Source organism: Brevundimonas sp. NPDC007368 (genome assembly GCF_042869015.1).
Classification (GTDB): Bacteria; Pseudomonadota; Alphaproteobacteria; order Caulobacterales; family Caulobacteraceae; genus Brevundimonas.
Genome location: NZ_JBIAFA010000001.1, coordinates 643,293 through 664,048 on the forward strand (window position 1 = coordinate 643,293; position 20,756 = coordinate 664,048).

Here is a 20,756-nt window from a genome sequence, read left to right on the forward strand (position 1 = left end):
TCAGTGACAGGAACCGCCGATGATCCGTTCGCCTCTCATGTGGTCCGCTTTCGCCCTGGCGACGGTGCTGGCGACGTCGCCGGTCGTCGCGCAAACGGGCGGGGCGCGACCGACGATTCGTGATCTGGGCCGGACGCCGGGCGTCCTGTCGCCCGGACCGCTGAACGCCATCACCGACGTGGCGGGCGTGCGCGTGGGCCAGGTGACGCTGCGGCGCGGCGACAGTATCCGCACCGGGGTGACGGCCATCCTGCCGCACGGCGGCGACCTGTTCCGTGACAAGGTTCCGGCGGGGCTGTCAGTGGCCAACGGCTTCGGCAAGCTGGCGGGCGCCACCCAGATTCGTGAGCTGGGCGAGATCGAGACTCCTATCGTCCTGACCAACACCCTGTCGGTGGCGCGCGGAATTGACGGAATCCTGGACTGGACGTTGAAACAGCCGGGGCACGAGGACATCCGCTCGGTCAACGCTGTGGTGGGCGAGACCAACGACGGCGGGCTGAATGACATTCGCGCGCGGGTGGTCACCGCGGCCGACGTGGTGCGGGCTATCGAGACGGCGACGCCGGGTCCGGTCGAGCAGGGGGCTGTGGGCGCCGGGACGGGCACCATCGCGTTCGGCTTCAAGGGCGGGATCGGCACCAGTTCGCGCAAGCTGCCCGCCAGCCTCGGCGGCTTCACCGTGGGCGTATTGGTCCAGTCCAACTTCGGCGGGGTGTTGAGCATGGACGGCGCGCCCGTCGGGGTGCCGCTGGGTCGCTACTTCCTGCGTCAAGAGGTCGAGGCCGAGCGTGCGGACGGCTCCATCATGATCGTGGTGGCGACCGACGCCCCCCTGTCGGACCGCAATCTGGAGCGGCTGGCCGTCCGCGCCTTCGCTGGACTGGCGCGGACGGGGGCGGCCTTCTCGAACGGATCGGGCGACTACGCCATCGCCTTCTCTACGGCCGAGGGCGTGCGCCGAACGCTCGGGCGGCGCGGCGGGCAGGCGACGGTCGTCGACTGGCCCAACGACCGCATGTCGCCCCTGTTCGTCGCCGTGGCCGAGGCGACCGAGGAGGCCATCCTCAACTCCCTGCTGAAGGCCGAAACCACCACCTCGATCATCGACGGCAAGCCGGTGACGGTCGAGGCGTTGGATGTCGAGACGGTGAGGGGCCTGCTGGCGGCGGGACGCTAGAAAAGGTCGCCCTGATTCACCGTCGGCGCCTTCGGGCGCGGCGCGGGCTTAGGTGTTAGCGGCGCGACGGGCCGAGGCGCAGCCCCCTCGCCGTCGATGGTCGCGCCCTTCGCGCCGTCGCCGAAGACGATGCGCACCGCCTGACCGGGCGACAGGGCGGCGGCCGAGGCGATCATGGCGCCGGCTTCGTCCTCGATGCGGGCGAAGCCGGGCTTGGGGCGATTGGGATCGAGGGTGGCCAGAGCCCGCGACAGGGCGGCCAGCCGGGTCTCGTCGCGGTCCAGCCGCCGCTTCATCGCCGGGCCGAAGCGGTCGGCATAGGCGGCCAGCCGGTCGCCGCGCCGTTCGATGGCGCGGTCCAGCAGACCTTTGGACAGACGCCCGCCGACCACCGCCAGCTGACGCTCGTGCACGGCGACGTTGCGGTGCAGGCCTGAGCCAAGGCGGCTGGCGGCGTGGTCGAGGCGTTGCTGCGGCAGGGCCAGCAGGTCCTCCGGCCGGGCGGGCAGGCCGCGGGCTGCGGCGCGCAGCCGGGTGCGGCGGTCTTCCAGCAGGCGCGACCCGGCCCGCGCCAGACGCGCCTCCAGATCGCTCAACGCCCAGCGCAGGTCCGACAGCACCGGGGTCGCTATCTCGGCCGCCCCGGTCGGCGTCGGTGCGCGACGGTCGGAGACGAAGTCGATCAGGGTGGTGTCGGTCTCGTGTCCCACGGCCGAGATGATGGGGATGCGGGCCTCGGCCACGGTACGGGCCAGGCCTTCGTCATTGAAGCACCACAGGTCCTCGACCGAGCCGCCGCCGCGCGCGACGATCAGAAGGTCGGGGCGGGGGATCGGGCCATCCGGGCGCATCGCGTCGAAGCCGCGAATGGCGTTGGCCACCTGACCGCTGGCGGCGTCGCCCTGCACCACCACCGGCCAGACGATGACGCGGCAGGGCCAGCGCTCGGCGATGCGGTGCAGGATGTCGCGGATCACGGCCCCGGTCGGGCTGGTGATGACGCCGATGGTCGCGGGGAAGGTCGGCAGGGGTTTCTTGCGCGACGGCTCGAACAGGCCCTCGTCGCGCAGACGCGCCTTCAGCCGTTCCAGCTGGGCCAGCAGGGCGCCGGCGCCCGCCGGCTCCATGCTCTCGATCACGATCTGATAGGAGGAGCGCGCCGGATAGGAGGTGATCTTGCCGGTGACGATGACTTCCAGCCCGCTTTCCGGCTGGGCGCCCAGACCCTTGACCACGCCCTTCCAGATGACGCCGTCGATGGCGGCCTTGTCGTCCTTCAGCGTCAGATAGACGTGGCCCGAGGCGTGGCGGTTCACCTTGGAGATCTCGCCGCGCAGCCGCACGTGACCGAAGCGGTCCTCCAGCGTGCGCTTCAGCGCGAAGCTGAGCTCCGAGATCGACAGGGGCGGATTGTTGTCGCGCGCGGCGGCGGGCGCCTCGGCGGGGCCTTCGAAAGCATAGTCGTCGTCGGAGATCATGGCCCGACCTTAGCCCGTCTTGTCGCAGGCGGGAACGGGGCGGGGCCGCGTCCGTTAGCTTGACCATGGAGCCCGCCGATCCGCCCGGAACCGATCCCGCCGAACGCGCACCGCGTGAGCGGCAGATGTCGCGCCGTAGTCATGCGCCCTCGGTCAGCCCGTGGCTAGTGATCGGCTCCATCCTGTTGCTGGGGGCGGTGATCTATGTCGCCTCCGCATTGTTTTAAAGCCAAGGAAGCCTGATGAAGATCCATGCCCTGACCGCCGCCTCCGTCGCCGCTCTCATGCTGGCCGCCTGCGGTGATAACCGTACCGACGACGTGGTTCAGTCGCCCGCACCCGGCGCGCAACCAGCCCCGGTGACCGAGACGCGCGCCGACGCGGCGACGGCTGACGCAGCCCTGGCCTTCGGCATGTCGCGCTCTCAGTTGGAAGACGCAAATCTTCTGTCCGCCGACAACACCGACCTCGGGGATGTCGAAACCCTTGTCCTGGATGCGTCCGGCAAGTTGACCCACGTGGTGGTCGAACTTGAAGGGCCGGACGACGTGAAGGTGCAGGTTCCCGTCGATCAGGTTCGCGGTCTTGCGCGCAACAACGCCGCCGACAAGGATCTGACCACTGACCTGACGGCGCAGCAGTTGGCGGCCCTGCCGCGCTGGACGCCCCCGGCGAAGTAACCCTTTCTCCCGCTTGACCCGGACGGCGCGGGCGGTCATTGCGCAGACATGAACATTCTGCTCGTCGGATCCGGAGGGCGTGAGCACGCCCTGGCCTGGAAGATCGCCCAGTCGCCGCTGGTTGCGCGGCTCGTCGCCGCGCCCGGCAATCCCGGCATGGCGAAGCACGCCGAGCTCAAGCCCGAGATCAAGGCGACCGACGCCGACGCCCTGACCGCCCTGGCGCGCGAGATGAAGGCGGACCTGGTCGTGGTCGGCCCGGAATCGGCCTTGGCCGAGGGCCTGGCCGACCGCCTCAACAGCGTGGGCATCCCCTGCTTCGGCCCGACGGCCAAGGCGGCGCAGCTGGAAACCTCGAAAGCGTTTTCGAAGGCCTTCCTGCAGCGTCACGGCATCCCGACGGCGGGCTACGGCGTCTATGAGAACGTGGCCGAGGCCAAGGCGGCGCTGAACAACTATGCCGCCCCCTATGTCATCAAGGCCGACGGCCTGGCGGCGGGCAAGGGCGTGGCCATCAGCCCCGACAAGGCCGACGCCGAGGCCGAGATCGAGCGGATGCTGGGCGGCCGCTTCGGCTCGGCCGGGTCGCGCGTGGTGATCGAGGAGTTCATGGACGGCGAGGAGGGCTCGCTGTTCGCCCTGTGCGACGGGAAGCAGGCCGTCCTGTTCGGTGGGGCGCAGGACCACAAGCGCGCCTTCGACGGCGACATGGGGCCGAACACGGGCGGCATGGGCGCCTATTCGCCGGCGCCGGTCTTCACGCCCGAACTGGTGCAGCAGGCCGACGAACGCGTGGTCCAGCCGACCATCCGCATGATGGCCGCCGAGGGCGCGCCCTATCGCGGCGTCCTCTACGCCGGCCTGATGGCGACGGATGAAGGCCCCAAGGTGGTCGAGTTCAACGCCCGCTTCGGCGACCCCGAATGCCAGGTGCTGATGATGCGCTTCGACGGCGACATCGTGCCCCTGCTGCTGGCCTGCGCGCGCGGCGACCTGTCGAAGGCGCCGGCGCCCCGGTTCAAGGACGGGGTGGTCATCACCGTGGTTCTGGCGGCCAAGGGCTATCCCGACAGCCCGCTGGAGGGCTCGGTCATCCGCGGCGCCGATCAGGACTTCGGCCCCCACGTCCAGGTCTTCCATGCGGGGACCAGAAAGCGCGACGACGGCGCTCTGGTCGCGGCGGGCGGTCGGGTGCTGAACGTCTGCGCCCATGGCGCCGATATCGCCGAGGCGCGTGCGCGCGCCTATGAGGCGGTCGCAAAGATCGACTGGCCCGGCGGTTTCCACCGCAGCGACATCGGCTGGCGGGCGCTGGAGCCGCGTTAAGCGGATCATGGAAGAATGGAGCCGCGTCAAGCGGCTCCAAAACACCTAGGTCATGGCGAACAGCAGCCGGCCCTCGCCCATGCGTTCGCGCAAGGGGGCCAGGTCGGCGTGGGACACGGAAAAGCAGCCGTAGGACCGGCCCAGCTTGCCTTCGCGGGCCAGGAAGGCCGGGTCGGCGTAGTCGGCGCCGTGGATGATGATGGCCCGCTCGCGCGCCCGGTCGTTGGAATACTCCAGCCCGTCCAGCAGGACGTTCGGCCCCTGCTGCGAGCCCCAGCTGGCGCCGGCCGTGGCGAAGGCGCCGATCGACGACATGTGGCTGTTCATCTCGTTCGAGAAGCGCTGGGCGAAGCCCGAGTGCGCCGGGTCCGAGCCGCGCCCGTGGCTGGTGCGGTAGGCCGTGACCCAGCCGCCTTCCAGATCGACTTCGTAGAAGCGGTCCTCGCCCGAGAACTTCTGGAAATCGACCAGATACATCCGGTCGCGTTTGCTGATCTTGCGACCGTGGGTGTCCAGCGCGGCGCGGGCGCGCTCCATCAGGTCCTTGCGGACGACGCCGTGCGGATCGATGACGGGGCCGGACGCCTTGGCCTTAAGCACAGGCTGGGCCACAACGGTCGGGACCGGAACGACAGGAAGGCTGGCAGGCGCGGCGCCGGCGAGCTGAACGGTAGAGGCGGCGGAGGAGCACCCCGCCAACAGGGCCGAACCGCCCAAGATCAAGCCACGTCTGGAAAGCCGCATGCGACGCCCCTCGCACGATTTAAACAACTGTATCGGCTTGTTTCACAAAGCCCCGTAACGACGCAACCTGAGCCTTGGCGAAAGCCGCCGACCCGGTAAGGTGACGCCCATAGTTTTGGGAGGGACCGATGAAGAAACTGGCTCTGATTGTGACCGTCGCCGTTCTGGCCGCCACCTCGGCGCAGGCGCAACAAGCCCCTGCGGTCGCTGCCGTTTCGGCGGAACAGCCGACCACGTTCGTCCAAGTGGGGCGACTTCTGGCCGATCCGGCCATCGGCCGGGTGCTGCGTGATAAAACTCTCGTGATCAGAGGGAACCAAGTCGTCGAAATCCGCGACGGCTTCGTAGGCGACGGAAAAGTCGTCGATCTGCGCGGCGCCTTCGTCCTGCCCGGCCTGATCGACAGCCACGTCCACCTGACCAGCCAGCAGAACCCCAACGGGCGTCTTGAGAACGTCACCGAGTCGAACGCGACCCAGGCCATGATCGGTGCGCGCTACGCCCGTCGCACCCTGAACGCCGGCTTCACCACGGTCGCCGATCTGGGGGCCAGCAACGAATCCATCTTCGCCCTGCGGGACGCCGTGAAGCGCGGCGACGTGCCTGGACCGCGCATCATCGCGGCGGGCTCGGCCGTGTCGGTTCACGGAGGTCACGGCGACATCAACGGCTATCGCGAGGACATCATGCATGTCCTGTCGCCGGAAAGCGTCTGCTCGGGCGTCGAGGACTGCATGCGGGCGGTGCGCCTTCAGGTCCGCAGCGGCGCCGACATCATCAAGATCACCGCTACGGGCGGCGTCCTGTCCAATACGGCGGCGGGTCTGGCCCAGCAGTTCAGCGAGGACGAACTGGCCGCCATCGTCGCCTCGGCCCACCGCATGGGGCGCCAGGTCACGGCCCATGCCCACGGCGTTGACGGCATCAACGCCTTCCTCAAGGCGGGCGGCGACTCCATCGAGCACGGCACCTATCTGGACGACGAATCCATGCGGTTGTTCAAGTCGCACGACGCCTGGCTGGTGCCGACCCTGATGGCCGGGGACTATGTGGCCCGCATGGCGTCCGGCCCGGACAACTTCTTCACCCCGGCCCAGACCGCCAAGGCGCTGGAGGCCGGGCCCAAGATGCTGGACATGGCGCGTCGGGCGCACGCGGGCGGCGTCCGTATCGCCTTCGGCACCGACTCGGGCGTTTCGGCCCACGGCGACAACGCCCAGGAGTTCGCCCTGCTGGTCCGCGCGGGTCTGACCCCGCTGGAGGCCATTCAGGCCGCCACCGTCGGCGCCGCCGAGCACCTGAAGATCTCGAACGAAGCGGGCCGTTTGGCGCCGGGCATGCCCGCCGACCTGATCGCGGTCTCGGGCGATCCGCTGAGCGACGTGACCGAACTGGAACGCGTCCGCTTCGTGATGAAGGGCGGTCAGGTCTTCCGTCAGGACTGACGGTTCAGCCGACCCAGCAGGAAGTCGGCGAAGGCCGCTTCCTGCTCCAGCCGAGCGACGACCGGCCAGGCGACGATCCGGTCGCGCCACGCGGGCGGCAGGCGCACCCAGTCCTTCTCCGTCGTGACCAAACCGGCGTCGAACAGGGTCGCGCGGTCGTTCAGGAATGCGAAGTCGCGCTCCGACAGTTCGGCGTGGTCTGGGAAGGGGACGAAGTCCTTCAGGTCGCAACCGGCGGCGATCAGCGAGCGCTCGACCTTCCACGGCTTGGCGATGCCGGCGAAGCCGACCTGCGGTCCTGACGGCGGCGCGGCGGCGGGCTCCAGACGGGCGATGAAGACGTGCAGGGCACCGAAGGTCTCGACCAGTTCTGGATCGGCTTCTGGCAGGTCAGCGGGCAGGAGGATGACGACCGCATCGGTGCGCGCCAGCCCGGCCTGCAGCGGCTCCCGCATGGGGCCCGACGGAAACACGGAGCCATCGCCGAAGGGCCATTCGTCGCCGCGCGTCTCGCCATCGACGACGATCAGGCTGAGGGTCTTTTGCAGCGCCGGGTTCTGATGGGCGTCGTCCAGCACCAGGGCCTCGGCCCCGGCGGCGACGGCGGCGCGGGCTCCGGCCACGCGATCACGGGCGATCCAGGCGGGGGCGTCGCCCGCCAGCATCAGAGGCTCGTCGCCGACCTCGGCGGCGGTGTGGGCGGCCAGATCGACCTGAACCGGCCCTTCCAGCGTCCCGCCATAGCCGCGCGACAGGGCGGCGGCCTTGATCCCCTCGGCATGCAGCAGGCGCAGCACCTCGCGCGCGATCGGCGTCTTGCCCGACCCGCCCACCGTCAGATTGCCGATGGAGATGACCGGGGCGCCGGGATCGACCGGCGTGGTCCTGGCGATACGGTGGGCGGTGACGCCAGCCCAGATCCAGGAGGCGGGCTTGAGCAGCATCCGCGCCACCGGGGCATGGCGGCGGTCGCGGCTGTACCACCAGCGGGGCGTGTTCAGCTTCATCGGCGGCCTCGCGAGGGGGCGGCGGGCAGATGGGCCTGCAACGCCAGCCACAGGCGGTCCAGCCCGGCGGTGGCCTCGGCGGCGGCGCGGCGGCCGCGCTCGCCCATGTCGCGCGCCGCGTCGGGATGGGCGAGCAGCGGGCCGACGATGCCCGGCAGCTCAGCGGGCGACAGAACTGAGATCAGGCCGCCGGAGTTTTTCAACATCCGCGTCACCGCGTTCCAGTTGCTGGCGTCGGGGCCGGTGACGACCGGCTTGCCCAGACGCGCGGGCTCCAGCGGATTGTGGCCGCCCACGGCCCCGCCGCCCAGAGCGGGCGCGAAAGATCCGCCCATCACCACCACGTCGGCCAGCCGCATGAACAGGCCCAGTTCGCCGAGGGTGTCGGCCAGATAGATGTCGGTGTCGTCGGTGATCGGCTGGCGCAGGCTGCGCCGCGCGAAGCTGTAACCGTCCTGGGCCAGCGACCGCGCGATCTCGTCGGCGCGGTCGGGGTGGCGCGGCACGACGATCAGGAACAGCCGCTCGGCCAGATGGTCCAGCGCCCCGACGATGGCCATTTCCTCATGCTCATGCGTGCTGGCTGCGACGACGACGGGGCGGTCGTCGATCAGGGCCGACAGACGGCCGAACTCGCCCTTGTCATAGGGCAGGGGCTCGCCCGACAGCTTCAGATTGACCTGACCGTCGACGCGGGCGCCGAGCGCCGTCAGCCGGTCGGCGCTGGCCTGATCCTGGGGCCAGACATGGGCGAAACAGGCCATCAGGGCGCGGGCCATGCCGGGCGCCTTCTTCCAACCCTCGGCGGTCTTGTTGGTGATGCGGGCGCTGACCAGGGCCAGGGCGACGCCGCGCTTCTTCGCCGCCGTCAGCAGGTTGGGCCACAGCTCGCTTTCGACGAAGACGCCGATGGTGGGCCGCCAGTGGTCGAGGAAGGCGGCGACGGCGCCGGGGCTGTCCACCGGGGCGAACTGGTGGATGACGCCGGGCGGCAGGCGTCCAGCCAGAATCTGCGCCGAGGTCAGGGTCCCGGTGGTGACCAGGACAGTCACGTCGGGGCGGTCCTTACGAATGCGCTCGGCCAGCGGCAGGATGGACAGGGCCTCGCCGACGCTGACGCCGTGGATCCAGATCAGCGGCCCTGCGAGGCGGGCTGCGCCCGCCAGGCCCAGGCGCTCGTCGACGCGCTGAGGGTCTTCCTTGCCCTGCTTGACGCGGCCGTCGAGCAGGCGCGGGGCCAGGGGTTCGATCAGCCGGGTCAGCAGGCGATAGGCGATCAGGGCGGGGCTGAAGATCACGGCCTAGATCCGCTCAAGCCCGACGATGGCGTCGGCGCGGGCTTCCACCGCGTTCAGGCGATCGGTCCAGTCGACGACGACCTCGGACATCTCGGCGCCTTGCGGATACCAGACCTTGTCCCAGACCACGGCGCCCTTGCCGAAGGGCAGGGGCAGGACGGCCCGGTCCCAGCTGTTCAGGCGGATCGCGGGCTTGCAGGAAATGCCGATGAACAGGACCGGGGCGCCTGAAATCTTCGCCATCAGGGGCAGGCCCTCGGCCATTTGCCGCGCCGGGCCGCGCGGACCGTCCGGGGTGACCGCCAGTCCGCCGACCTTCAACTGCTTCAGACCGTCGCGCAGGGCCTGGGTGCCGCCCTTGGACTGCTTGGCCTTGTCCTTGTTGCTGGAGGAACCGCGCACGGCGGGGATGCCGAGTCGACCCACAGCGCGCGCGAAGAACTCGCCGTCGGCGCTCAACGACACCAGCCCCTTGACCCGCTGGGCCCGCTTCATCGGCCAACTGGCCGGGGCCAGGGCCAGCCGCGAGTGCCAGAAGGCGCACAGGACGCCGCCGCCCTCGGCCCAGACCTCCTCGGCGACCTGTTCGTTCTCGTATTCCCAACGGATGGTGGCGTAGCAGAACCGCATCCATTCCGAGAGGATCCATGCCATGGAGGTCTGGATGAGCGGATTACGCAGGGGCCTCATGCGCCGGTCTCGTCGGGCAAGGCGGACGCGCCGACAGGCGCGGGGCCGTCCAGCGACTGCTGCCTGGCCAGACGGGCGTAGAGCCCGCCCTTCTTGACCAGGGCGCTATGCGTGCCCTGCTCGACCACGCGGCCGGCCTCGATGACATAGATGCGGTCGGCGTTCTGAACCGTCGACAGACGGTGGGCGATCATCAGGGTGGCGCGGCCTTGCATCAGCCGCTCCAGGGCGGCCTGAACCAGGGCCTCGCTTTCGGTGTCGAGGGCGCTGGTGGCCTCGTCCAGCAGCAGGATGGGGGCGTTCTTCAGGAAGGCGCGGGCGATGGCGATGCGTTGGCGCTGGCCGCCTGACAGCCGCATGCCGGCCTCGCCGACGCGGGTGGCGTAGCCTTCGGGCAGGGCGGTGATGAAGTCATGAGCGGCGGCGGATCGCGCAGCCTCGATGATGTCTTCGGCTGTCGCGCCCTTGCGACCATAGGCGATGTTGGCGGCCACGGTGTCGTCGAACAGGAAGGGCTCCTGCGTCACCAGGGCGATGTGATCGCGCAGGGACTGCAGCTTCAGTTCGCGGATGTCGCGACCATTGATGGTCACGGCGCCGGCGGTGACGTCATAGAAGCGCGGCAGCAGCGACAGGATGGTGGACTTGCCGCCGCCGGAGGGGCCGACCAGGGCGATGGTCTCGCCCGGCGCGACATGCAGGCTGACGTCCGACAGGGTCGGCGCGCCGCCTTCTTCATTGGCGGCATAGGTGAAGGAGACATGGTTGAAGGCGACCGTGACCGGCCCGGTCTCCAGCTCGACGGCGTCGGTCGCCTCGCGGATCTCTGGCTCGATATCCAGGGCGGTGAACAGGCGACGCGCGGCGGTCATGCCTTCGCTGAGGACGGTGGTCAGATTGGTCACCTGACGCAGGGCCTGTCCCGCCAGCAGCAACATGCCGATAAAGGAGGCGAAGGCGCCGACCGTCATCTGGCCCTGACTGGCGCTCCAGCCCGCATAGGCCATGACAGCGGCGACGATGGCGTAGGCGACGATGTCGCTGGCGGGGCCGGCGAAGGCGCGGCTGTCGGAGCCCTTGATGATGTGGCGCTGGCGACGGGCGATGACCTCGCCGACGCGGGCCTCCTCGGCGGCTTCGCGGTTCTCGATCTTGATGACGCGGACGCCGTCCAGGTTCTCCATCAGGGCGCTGGACAGGGCCTCGGTCTCGACCATGGCGCCGCGCGCGGCCTTGCGCGACTTCTGGCCGAAGCGGCGGATGATCCAGCTGACAACGGGCACGCCCAGAAGGACGATCAGGGTCAGCGGCAGGTCGATGAAGCCCATGGCGACGATGACGCCCAGCAGCATCAGGGCGTTCTGGGTGTAGTTGACCACGCCCGAGGTGAAGGCTTCGCGGACCAGGTTGGCGTCGAACAATACGGAAGAGACGAAGGTCCCCGAATGCTGGCCGCGCAACCTCGACAGGTCGGCCCGGATCATGCCCGAGAACAGTTGCTTCTGGATGTCGCCGACGATCCCATGACCCAACCGGTTCACCAGCGCCGCCTGAGCCGCCATGGCCAGCGACCGGATGATCGCCACCATGATGATGAACAGCGGGATGAGGATCAGCACCCTGTCCGACGGGATGCTGACCAGGCCCCAGACCTGAACCGGCCCTTGGTGCTGGGTGAACAGCAGGTCGATGGCCGGTTCCAGGAACTTCAGCAGCAGGGCGGTCAGGCCGCCCGAGATCGCGGCGCAGAGCATGGAGGCGAAGAAGGCGCCCTTGTGCCGGGACAGGTAGTCGCGCCAGATCCGGCCCAGAAGCGGTCGCAGGGGTTCGCGAGTGTCGGAGGCGGGCGCGGGAACGGTCATTGGCTCTCGGTCGAACGGGACGGGCGTCAAGTCAAGCCGCCGCCGTCAAGCTGATGGTGACGCGGTGCAGTTTCGTCGCTATCTGCGGCCTATGGCGCGCTATGATCTGACAACGCTGATGGGCCGGTTCAAGGCGCATTGGTCCTATTTCTGGGCCGATCACGCCTTCCTGCGCACAGCCTTCACCAACGCCCATTGGCTGGGGCCGGACCTGGTGCGCACCAACCAACCGTCGCCGGGGCAACTGGCCTATTGGCAAAGGCGCGGGATCAGGACCGTCATCAACCTGCGCGGGCAGCGCGACGAAGCCTATTACTGGCTGGAGAAGGACGCCTGCAAGCGGCTGGGCCTGACTCTGATCGACGCCTCGCTGGACTCGCGCGATCCGCCGGGGCGCGACCGCATCGACCGGGCGCGCGACCTGTTCAAGACCATCGAGTATCCGGCCCTGATCCATTGCAAGTCGGGTGCGGACCGAGCGGGGATGATGGCGGTGCTTTATCGCCACTTCCGTCTGGGCGAGCCGATCTCGGCGGCCATGACGGAACTGGGCAAGCGCACGCTGCATAGCCGTGAGGGGCTGACCGGAGTGCTGGATTATACGCTGGAAAAGTATGTCCGCGAGGTCGAGCCGACCGGGGTCAGCTTCGAGGATTGGGTCGCCAGCGACGTCTATGATCCCAAGGCGATCCGCGCCGAGTTCAAGGCCGGCTGGTGGGGCAAGCTGGTCGTGGACCGCTTGCTGAAGCGCGAATAGGACTTAGCCCCAGGGGCCGCGCTTCGGCCCGTGCTGGGCCGTTTCCGCGTCGCGACGCGCCTTGCGGTCGGCTTCCCACTGGCGAAACCAGCGAGCATAATTGCGTTCGCGCCCGAGAACGATCAGCCACAGGACCAGAACGCTGATCAGGGAGATGATCCCGAACAGCTGTTGTCCGTCTATGGCTTGGCCGAACAGGGTCATGGTCGGGGCTCCGGCTTTCGGGACGGATGATGATGCCCGGATTCGGCCGGCGTGATGGGGTCGTTCCAGGCCGTGTCCTGATCCTCGCCGGGACGGGGCGTGTGCGCGGGGCCCTTCTTCACGACCCAGACGACGGCGACCACGGCCAGGATCACCAGCAGCAGGACGATCAGGGTGGGCGTCATGATGAGCACCTCTTCAGAAACGCCAAAGGCGGCTGACGAGAAAGCGCGTCAGCCGCCTGTGCGGTTCCGTAAACCTCGCCGTGAGGCGAAGGCGGCGGATCAGACGTCCGAGCGCGGGTCGATCAGCTTGTGCGCGTGCAGGATGAAGTAGCGCATGTGGGCGTTGTCGACGGTGGCCTGGGCGCGGGCCTTCCAAGCTTGCTTGGCTTCGTCATAGCTGCCGTAGGCGCCGACGAACTCAACCTTGTCCAGGTCGCGGAAAACCGGCTCGGACGGGTGGCGCATCTCGCCGCCGATGACGAGGTGAAGCAGTTGGGGGTCGTGCGCAGTAGTGGGGGCGTCAGCCATGGAGAGGGGGTTCCATTGCGAGAGGGGATGATCAGATGGCCAGCGGGATAGGCGCTGTGCGCCTCACGATCAACGGGTGAAGGGCCGGCGCAGCGCAGATCAGGCTGGTTTGTCGCGGATCGGGACGATTAAAGCGCCATGGGCGGCCCATGTGGTCGCTGACGCGGGCGCCGGCCTCCTCGGCGATCAGGGCGCCGGCGCAGACGTCCCAGTCCCATTTGGGGCTGATGGCGATGGCCGCGTCAAAGGCCCCGGCGGCGACCAGAGCCATGCGATAGGCCAAGGCGTTGCGCTTGGTGAAGCGCATTTCCGGCCAGGGCTCGGCCCATTCGCGCGCCTCCATCAACCGGGCGTCGGCCAGAAGCTCGGCGTCCTCCAGGGTGTCGGTGTCCGAGGCGCTGATGGGGCGGCCCTGCAGCCGGGCGCCGCCGCCGAGCGTCGCCTCGAACATCTCGCCCAGCATGGGGGCGTGGATGACGGCGGCGACGGGGCGGCCGTCCTCGACCACGGCGATGGGCACGCACCACCACGGCTTGTTCTTCATATAGGCGACGGTGCCGTCGATCGGATCGACGACGAAGATGCGCTTTTTCGTCAGTCGCTCGGGGCTGTCCGCCGTCTCCTCGGACAGCCAGCCATAGTCGGGGCGAGCGCTCAGCAGCGTGTCGCGCAGCAACTGGTCCACCGCCAGATCGGCGCTGGTGACGGGCGAGCCGCCCTCTTTGGACCAGACCTTCAGCCCCGCCTCGCGATGCTCGAGCGCCAGCTTGCCCGCCGCCAAAGCCGCGTCGCGGATCAGTTCGAGGTCGGCGCTGAGATCAGTCATTTTCCGGCGATGGCCACCGCGTCGAACATCAGGGAGGGGCTGTTGAAGGAACCCCGGAATTCCAGATCCGATCCGCGCACCAGCCGGGCGTAGAGGTCGATCAGATTGCCCGCCACGGTCACTTCGCTGACCGGATAGGCCAACTCGCCGTTCTCGAACCAGAAGCCGGACACGCCCGCCGACCAGTCGCCGTTGTTGGCGTTCAGCGAGGGGCCGAACATGGAGGTGATCAGCAGCCCCGACCTGGCCTCGGTCATCAGGCCCGCCTTGTCGCGCTCCCCCGGGGCCAGGTGCAGGTTGTGGGTCGAGACACCCGACGGTCCGGCCAGCCCGCGCGAGGCGTGACCGGTCGAGGCCAGGCCCAGCTGGGCAGCGGCGGCGGTGTTCAGCAGCCAGGTGGTGATGACGCCGTCCTCGACGATGTTGCGTCGTTCGACCGCCACGCCCTCGTCGTCAAAGGGGGTCGAGCCGAGGCCGCGCAGACGGAACGGATCGTCGATCATGTCCACGCCCGCCGGCAGGACCCGTTGACCGAGCTTGTCCTTCAGGAAGGAGCTGCCCCGCGCGATGGCCGGGCCGGAAATGGCGCCCAGCAGGGGCGACAGGACCTGGGTGGCGATGCGGTTCTCGAAGATGACGGGGGCGGTGGTCGAGGCGATCTTGCGCGAGCCGACGCGGGCGACGGCGCGCTCGCCCGCCTTCAGGCCGATCTCGGCGGCGCCGGGCAGGTCCGACAGGTGGCGCGTGGCGCGGCTTTCGCCGCCGCGCTCCATGGCGCCGTCCTTCTCGGCGATGACGCCGACGCCCAGCGAGAAGGCGCTGCCCTTATGGCGGCCGTCAAAGCCGTGCGAGGTGACCAGACGCCATTCGCTGGCCGACCAGGAGGCGTGCCCGCCTTCGGACTTGGACACGCCCGTCACGGCCAGAGCGGCGGCCTCGGCCTCGGCGGCGGCGGCTTCCAGCGCCTCGGCGGTGCGCTCGGACGGATCGAACAGGTCGAGGTCGGCGTGCGGGCCTTGCGCCAGCCGGTCTGGCGGGGCCAGCGAGGCGTAAGGGTCTTCGGGGGCCAGTTTGGCCATGGCCACGGCGCGCTCGACCAGACGGGCGCGGGTGGCGTCGGACAGGTCGGAGGCGGAGACGGTGGCCTGACGGCGACCGATGAAGACGCGCAGGCCTAGGTCGCGTGCCTCCTCGCGCTCGACCTCTTCCAGTTCGGCGTTGCGCACGCCGACGGACAGGGAGGCGCGGTGGGCGGAGACCGCCTCGGCGGCGTCGGCGCCGGCCTTCAGCGCGGCGGCGACCAGATCATGCAGAATGTCGGGGGAGGGCGTCTGTGCGGACATGCCCCGATATGGCGGACCCGCCGCCGTATCGCAACCGGCCCGCCGCGCTTCAGAGAATCGACCAACCGATCAGGCTGACCGCCGCCACCAGCAGGGCCAGCCAGGTCAGGATCATGCCGACCGATCGGCCCAGCGACGGGCCTTGCTGGAACAGCAGGCCCAGAGCGTGGATCACCCGGCCCGCGAACAGGGTCCCGCCGACGGCATGGATCAGCAGGGCCGGCGCGCCGAGGAAGGCCAGCAGGATCAGGCCGCACATCCCGGCAGGGATATACTCCGCCGCATTGGCGAAGGCGCGGGTGGCGCAGACCAGCTCGCGCTCGCCGCCGTCCCCGAACTCGACCATGTGCTTGCGGCGACGGCTCACCACCACGCCGGACAGGCCGAACATCAGCAGGATCAGCAGCCCGCCCCACAGGGACGCCGCCTGAATGGTCGGGATCAGGCTCAATGTTCGCGCCCCACAGGATAGAGGCGGAAGCGCTGATCGTAGAAGGGCGTGCGCTCGTAGAACCAGGCCAGGCGGGCGTCGCCATCGGCGGCGAAGGCGGGCTCGGCGGCCAGCTTGGCCTCGAACTCGGCCTTCAGCGCCGGATCGGCCGCCAGCATCTTCTCCGCCAGGGGCGCGATGGCGTAGGCCTCGATGTATTCGACGCGGTTCAGCACCTCGGGGAACATGCCCCAAGCGAAGAAGCTCTCGCTCGACTGCGGCTCCAGCAGCAGGATGGCGACATCGCCCATCGGCTGATCGGTCGGCACGCGCACCGAGCCGACGGGGAAGGTCCAGTCCTTGGCCTCAGGGCGGACCTCGCCGACCGTGATCGGCACATGGCCTTCGTTGGTGCGAGCCGAGACCTTGGGATCAATCAGGCGCAGCATGTCGACGGCGACGGTGCGCGGGGCGGACAGGGTCTCCATCTGCACGCCGTGGGTCTTCAGCCGCTCGATGATGTCGGCGCGATAGGACGGCACCCAGTAGGCGGTCGGGCGCTTCAGCGTCAGCGTCGGGCGCGATCCGAAGTAGGGCACCTGCCACAGCTCCGGGTCCGGCTGGCCAAGCCAGCGCAGCTCGGGACGGCCCGAGGCGACGCTGTCATAGGTGTCGTAGAGGATGCCCTTGAACGGACGGGTGCGGATCGGCTGCTCGTCGCCGACGAAGTTGGCGGGCAGTTCGGCGGGGCGCAGGGCGCGGTCGGCGCTGATGGCGGCGCGCAGGGTTTGGGACTTTTCGGCCAGCAGCTTCAGCGCTTCTTCCAGGAAGACATAGGTCCCCAGAACCCGTTGCTCGTGCGGTTTCAGGCTGTGGTTCTCGATCAGGATGGTCGGGACGTGGGCGGCCGAGCCCCAGCCGTTAGAGTAGCGCTCGCCCAGACCGCCGTCGTTCATGCCCTTCTTCGGGTCGCGGTCATCGATGGCGAAGACCAGCTCGCCGGGGATGTGGCCTTGTGCCTCCAGGGCAGAGTTCATGTCGGGCTTGAAGGCGTCGTCCAGCCATTTGGCGATGGCGGGGCTGCGGCTCCAGACGCCGTCCTCGCCGTTGTAGCCGTAGGTGACGTCGTACTGATAATCGATGCCGTCGGTGACGTGGATGTCGACGTAGAGGTCGGGCTGATACTTGTGGATCAGGCCCATGACGGCCTGCATCTCGGCCTGATCCAGCTTCATGAAGTCGCGGTTCAGGTTCTGGTTGGTCGCCGTGTGACGCCAGCCCTGATTGCGCGGCCCGCGCTGGTTGGGGCGGGAATAGGGGCTGGTACGCTCGTGTCCGTCGACGCTCAGAATCGGGATCAGGATCAGGTTGGCGCGGTCCAGCAGGCCGTCTTTGCCGTAGAAGGCCATGTCGCGCAGCAGCATCATGCCCGCGTCCTTGCCGTCGATCTCGCCCGGATGGATGCCGGCCTGGGCCAGCAGGACGGGCTTGGACGGGTCCAGAGTCGCGCCGTCCTTGGACGCGATCACCGCATAGATGGGACGCCCTTCCGGCGAGACGCCGAATTGCTCGATGCGGATCAGGTCGCTGGCCGCGTCCAGCCGGTCGAACCAGGCGCGGGTGTCGGCGTAGGAGGGCGAGAAGTCATGCCCTGCATCGGCCTCGAAGGCTGTGACCCAGGGATCGGAGGCGTCGCGCAGCAGGGCCTTGGATGCGCCGTTCCACGTCGGCGCGGGCGGCAGGAAGGCCTGGTCCCACGGGGCGACGTTGGGAACGGAGGTCGGGGTCTGGGACATGGCGGGGCTCACGCAGGCGACAAGGGCGGCTACGGCCGCCGCAACGAAGTATTCAGGGCGCATGGCTTTTCGTGGGCTCATCGTCATCGTCTGGCAAGTCACTGACGAGTCTTGGGGGCAAGTCATTGGCAAGGCCTCAGCCCCCGCCGGTCACAGGCGACCAGCCGCCCGCCGCCGCCAGCTCTCCCGCCGAACGGGCCATCTGCCACATCATGTAGAGTAGCACGACGATCAGGGCGCCGACCGCCACGCGCCTCCAGGGCGCGAATGCCGCTGTCGCTGTGCCGGCCACGAAGACGGCGACGCCGATCCAAAGTGGTACTGAACCGGCCAGCTTGGCGAAGCCGGGATCGGCCTGCCCCAGGATGATCACCATCACCGCCACGATCAGATTGGCGCCCAGGATGCAGCCGAACACCAGCTTTCGGTGGGCCCAGAAGTGGGCGTCCAGATCGACGCGCTCATGGGCGCCTTCGGCCGAGACGCGCGGGAAGGTCACGCTGGCGGCCACATAGAAGGTTGCGGCGATGCTCAGGCTGACCAGCAGCAGGAAGGTGTTGAACGGGGCCCCGCGAAAGATGACCCAGGCCTGGTTCCAGAAGGTGGCGATGTCGATGGCCACGAACAGGGCAAGCGCCGGAGTCAGCCAGCCGAAGCGGATGCGTTCGCGCTCATGCAGTACTCGCGCGAAACCGCCGACCAGCTCGGCGACCGACAGGCCCAGCAGCAGGCCGTAGAAGCTGAAGAAGAACTCGAACGCGCTCAATGCGGCCCCCCGACCATGTCGTGAGGCAAGCTAGACGGTTCCCCGCCGCAGCGCCAGACGGCGGCGGGAATGGCCGGGTGTCAGAACTCTTCCCAGTCGTCGGTCGAGGCCGCGGGAACGGCCGACAGGCCGCGTCCGCCCACGGTCTTCAGGGCCGTCACGGTCCGGGGCGCGGGCGCAGGACGCGCCGCCGGGGCGACTTCCGCGCGGATGCGGAACCGGCCCATAAGTTCGGCCAGGCTGGTGGTCTCCTGCGCCAGCGAGTGGGAGGCGGCGGTGGATTCCTCGACCATGGCGGCGTTCTGCTGGGTCATCTGATCCATCTGGTTTACCGCCACATTGATCTCGCCCAGGCCGGTGGCCTGTTCTCTCGCGGAGGCGGCGATATCGGCGACCAGACCGCTGATCTGGGCGACCTCGTCGATGATCCGGGTCAGGGCCTGACCGGTGTCGTCGACCAGCCGGACGCCCTGGTTGACCCGCTCGGTGCTGGAGCCGATCAGCGTCTTGATCTCCTTGGCCGCTTCGGCCGAGCGCTGGGCCAGAGCCCGGACTTCCGAGGCGACCACGGCGAAGCCGCGACCCGCGTCGCCGGCGCGGGCGGCCTCGACCCCGGCGTTCAGGGCCAGAAGATTGGTCTGGAAGGCGATCTCGTCGATCACGCCGGTGATCTGGGCGATCTGCTGGGCCGAGGACTCGATCTCGCGCATGGCCGTGACCGTCTGATCGACCACGTCGCCGCTGCGACGGGCGTTCTGGCGGGTCGTCTCGACGATGTCGCGGGCGCGATCAGCGCCGTCGGAGGCATGGCGGATGGTGGTCGTGACCTCTTCCAGGGCGGCGGCGGTCTCTTCCAGACTGGCCGCCTGTTGCTCGGTGCGACGCGACAGGTCGTCGGAGGCCTGGCTGATTTCGGTGGTGGTCGAGCGGATGCCGGCGGCGCTGCCGATGATGACCGTCATCGTCTCTTCCAGCCGGCCCATGGCCAGATTGAAGTCGTCGCGCAGCTTGCGATAGTCCTCGGGGAAGGCGGCTTCCAGACGATAGGTCAGGTTGCCGTCCGACAGTTGCGACAGGCCTTCGCCCAGCGAGGCGACGACGAGGCGCTGCTCCTCTTCGGCCGCCCGGCGGACGGCGTCGTTGCGCCGGCGTTCGGCCTCGGCGGCGATGCGGCTCTGTTCCTGCTCGGCCCTCAGGCGCTCGGTGTCGGCCAGCTGATGGCGGAAGCCTTCCAGGGCGCGGGCGATGCCGCCGACCTCGTCGGCGCTTTCGGCGCCGCGCACCGGCTCTTCATAGCGACCGGCGTTCAGCGCCTTGACCGAGGCCGTCAGCCGCGCCAGCGGCTGGCGCACCACCTTGTCGGTGACGAAGAACAGGCTGGCCAGAACCAGGGCCAGGATGACCAGACCGCCGATCATCATGGCGACAGCCAGGCGGTCGGAGGGGCCGTTGATGGCCTTGGTGGGGATGTCGGTCACCAGACCCCAGGTGGCGTTCAGGCCGGGCAGCGGCGCGGGGCTGACGCGGCGCTCGATGCGTTCGCCGGTCAGGCTGCGCATGCCGCTCAGCAGGGTGGCCTCGTTGCGGCTGAGGACGGCGCGCACGGCCTCGACCTGATCCTCGGCATAGGGTTTGGTGCGCAGGGCGGCGTTGGGGTGCGACACCCAGGCGCCCGAGCTGGACAGCAGCATGACCTGTCCCGAACCGAGCGGCTTCATCTCGCCCAGCAGGGTCGAGAGATCATCCAGCGCCAGGTCCAGACCGGCCACGCCGATCACCTTTCCGCCCGAGACGACCGGATAGGCCACTGAGGTCATCAGCACCGACTTGCCGCCGACGTCATAGGCGTAGGGCTCGACGATGGCCGGCTTGCCGCTGTTGAAGGGCAGGGTGAAGTAGGGCTGCTCGTAGTCGTTGCCCGCGTTCAGCGGCTGCATGGTGATCACGCCGCCGTCGTTGACCCAGTAGGGCAGGAAGTTGCCGGCGGCGTTCGAGCCCAGATCGACCCGGCCCGCCAGAGAGGCGTCGCGGCCGTCAAAGGCGCCGGGCGCGGCGATGAACCAGCTGCCCAGCACCAGCGGCGTCGCGGTCGCGGCGGGCTTCATCATGGCCATGACCGTGGTGCGGTCGCGCACGCCGGATTCATGGGCCTTGCCGATCATCTCGGCCATCGATCGGGCGGTGGAGGAGGCTTCGCCGATCTTGCCGCTGACGTTGGCCACGGCGCCGTCGCTCAGAGCCTGGGCGTAGTCGTGCGACAGACCACGCGCGACGGTTCGCGTGTTGTGTGAGACGGCGAAGGCCGCGCAAAGCAGCAGGACGCCCGTGACGGCGCCGCCCGCCGTCAGCATTTTGCCAGCGACAGTCAGTTTCTTGAAAGCAAGCATGATC

At 69.0% G+C, this 20,756-nt stretch carries 20 protein-coding genes; 5 read left to right on the top strand and 15 right to left on the bottom strand.

Annotation, left to right across the window (positions count from 1 at the left end; genetic code table 11):
• Window positions 1-19: 19 nt before the first annotated feature.
• Window positions 20-1,180, top strand: coding sequence for a P1 family peptidase (locus ACFYLW_RS03215; RefSeq protein ID WP_390182803.1), 1,161 nt, complete (start codon window positions 20-22; stop codon window positions 1,178-1,180).
• Here ACFYLW_RS03215 and xseA read toward each other — a convergent pair.
• Window positions 1,177-2,658 (bottom strand): exodeoxyribonuclease VII large subunit, encoded by a 1,482-nt coding sequence (gene xseA, locus ACFYLW_RS03220; RefSeq protein WP_390182804.1) that lies wholly within the window; start codon window positions 2,656-2,658, stop codon window positions 1,177-1,179. The two genes, ACFYLW_RS03215 and xseA, sit on opposite strands and share 4 nt — an antisense overlap.
• A 242-nt stretch (window positions 2,659-2,900) precedes the next feature.
• Between xseA and ACFYLW_RS03225 the strand changes: the two genes are divergently transcribed.
• Together ACFYLW_RS03225 and purD are read left to right on the top strand one after the other, a co-directional pair.
• Complete coding sequence (locus ACFYLW_RS03225; RefSeq protein WP_390182805.1) at window positions 2,901-3,338, top strand: hypothetical protein; 438 nt, start codon at window positions 2,901-2,903, stop codon at window positions 3,336-3,338.
• A gap of 48 nt (window positions 3,339-3,386) precedes the next feature.
• Complete coding sequence (gene purD, locus ACFYLW_RS03230) at window positions 3,387-4,664, top strand: phosphoribosylamine--glycine ligase (protein ID WP_390182806.1); 1,278 nt, start codon at window positions 3,387-3,389, stop codon at window positions 4,662-4,664.
• A gap of 45 nt (window positions 4,665-4,709) precedes the next feature.
• Here the strand turns inward: purD and ACFYLW_RS03235 are convergent, their stop codons facing one another.
• A complete protein-coding gene (locus ACFYLW_RS03235; RefSeq protein WP_390182807.1) occupies window positions 4,710-5,408 on the bottom strand; it encodes a murein L,D-transpeptidase catalytic domain-containing protein in 699 nt (232 codons plus the stop codon).
• A gap of 128 nt (window positions 5,409-5,536) precedes the next feature.
• Between ACFYLW_RS03235 and ACFYLW_RS03240 the strand changes: the two genes are divergently transcribed.
• Window positions 5,537-6,853: an amidohydrolase family protein gene (locus ACFYLW_RS03240; protein ID WP_390182808.1), complete on the top strand. Its 1,317-nt coding sequence runs from the start codon at window positions 5,537-5,539 to the stop codon at window positions 6,851-6,853.
• Here the strand turns inward: ACFYLW_RS03240 and lpxK are convergent.
• From lpxK to ACFYLW_RS03260, 4 genes are read right to left on the bottom strand one after another with little or no spacing between them, the layout of a single operon-like run.
• Complete coding sequence (lpxK, locus tag ACFYLW_RS03245; RefSeq protein WP_390182809.1) at window positions 6,844-7,860, bottom strand: tetraacyldisaccharide 4'-kinase; 1,017 nt, start codon at window positions 7,858-7,860, stop codon at window positions 6,844-6,846. The genes ACFYLW_RS03240 and lpxK overlap by 10 nt on opposite strands.
• Window positions 7,857-9,158 (bottom strand): 3-deoxy-D-manno-octulosonic acid transferase, encoded by a 1,302-nt coding sequence (locus ACFYLW_RS03250; protein WP_390182810.1) that lies wholly within the window; start codon window positions 9,156-9,158, stop codon window positions 7,857-7,859. The genes lpxK and ACFYLW_RS03250 overlap by 4 nt, the downstream gene beginning before the upstream one ends.
• A 3-nt stretch (window positions 9,159-9,161) precedes the next feature.
• The gene (locus tag ACFYLW_RS03255) at window positions 9,162-9,848 is read right to left on the bottom strand and encodes a lysophospholipid acyltransferase family protein (protein WP_390182811.1); all 687 of its coding nucleotides are present in this window, start codon (window positions 9,846-9,848) and stop codon (window positions 9,162-9,164) included.
• A complete protein-coding gene (locus ACFYLW_RS03260) occupies window positions 9,845-11,710 on the bottom strand; it encodes an ABC transporter ATP-binding protein (protein WP_390182812.1) in 1,866 nt (621 codons plus the stop codon). Before ACFYLW_RS03260 ends, ACFYLW_RS03255 begins: the two co-directional genes overlap by 4 nt.
• Window positions 11,711-11,801: 91 nt before the next feature.
• Between ACFYLW_RS03260 and ACFYLW_RS03265 the strand changes: the two genes are divergently transcribed.
• Window positions 11,802-12,467 carry a protein tyrosine phosphatase gene (locus ACFYLW_RS03265; RefSeq protein WP_390182874.1) on the top strand — a complete coding sequence of 222 codons (666 nt, stop codon included), beginning with the start codon at window positions 11,802-11,804 and terminating at the stop codon, window positions 12,465-12,467.
• Window positions 12,468-12,470: 3 nt separating this feature from the next.
• Here ACFYLW_RS03265 and ACFYLW_RS03270 read toward each other — a convergent pair whose 3' ends face one another.
• The 9 genes from ACFYLW_RS03270 to ACFYLW_RS03310 all read right to left on the bottom strand — a co-directional run bounded on the left by ACFYLW_RS03270 (window position 12,471) and on the right by ACFYLW_RS03310 (window position 20,752).
• Complete coding sequence (locus ACFYLW_RS03270) at window positions 12,471-12,671, bottom strand: hypothetical protein (protein ID WP_390182813.1); 201 nt, start codon at window positions 12,669-12,671, stop codon at window positions 12,471-12,473.
• Window positions 12,668-12,856: a hypothetical protein gene (locus tag ACFYLW_RS03275; RefSeq protein ID WP_312064473.1), complete on the bottom strand. Its 189-nt coding sequence runs from the start codon at window positions 12,854-12,856 to the stop codon at window positions 12,668-12,670. Before ACFYLW_RS03275 ends, ACFYLW_RS03270 begins: the two co-directional genes overlap by 4 nt.
• 99 nt (window positions 12,857-12,955) lie before the next feature.
• Window positions 12,956-13,204 (bottom strand): DUF4170 domain-containing protein, encoded by a 249-nt coding sequence (locus ACFYLW_RS03280; RefSeq protein WP_390182814.1) that lies wholly within the window; start codon window positions 13,202-13,204, stop codon window positions 12,956-12,958.
• Window positions 13,205-13,235: 31 nt separating this feature from the next.
• A complete protein-coding gene (locus ACFYLW_RS03285; RefSeq protein WP_390182815.1) occupies window positions 13,236-14,030 on the bottom strand; it encodes a 3'(2'),5'-bisphosphate nucleotidase CysQ in 795 nt (264 codons plus the stop codon).
• Window positions 14,027-15,373, bottom strand: a complete 1,347-nt coding sequence (locus ACFYLW_RS03290; RefSeq protein WP_390182816.1) for a TldD/PmbA family protein — start codon at window positions 15,371-15,373, stop codon at window positions 14,027-14,029. Before ACFYLW_RS03290 ends, ACFYLW_RS03285 begins: the two co-directional genes overlap by 4 nt.
• A gap of 49 nt (window positions 15,374-15,422) precedes the next feature.
• Entirely contained in the window at window positions 15,423-15,824 is a 402-nt protein-coding gene (locus tag ACFYLW_RS03295) for an MAPEG family protein (RefSeq protein WP_292083941.1), read from the bottom strand.
• A complete protein-coding gene (locus tag ACFYLW_RS03300) occupies window positions 15,821-17,599 on the bottom strand; it encodes a M14 family metallopeptidase (RefSeq protein WP_292083940.1) in 1,779 nt (592 codons plus the stop codon). The genes ACFYLW_RS03295 and ACFYLW_RS03300 overlap by 4 nt, the downstream gene beginning before the upstream one ends.
• Window positions 17,600-17,735: 136 nt before the next feature.
• Window positions 17,736-18,365: a hypothetical protein gene (locus tag ACFYLW_RS03305; protein ID WP_292083938.1), complete on the bottom strand. Its 630-nt coding sequence runs from the start codon at window positions 18,363-18,365 to the stop codon at window positions 17,736-17,738.
• A gap of 80 nt (window positions 18,366-18,445) precedes the next feature.
• A complete protein-coding gene (locus tag ACFYLW_RS03310) occupies window positions 18,446-20,752 on the bottom strand; it encodes a methyl-accepting chemotaxis protein (protein WP_313472052.1) in 2,307 nt (768 codons plus the stop codon).
• Between the last annotated feature and the right edge of the window lie 4 nt (window positions 20,753-20,756).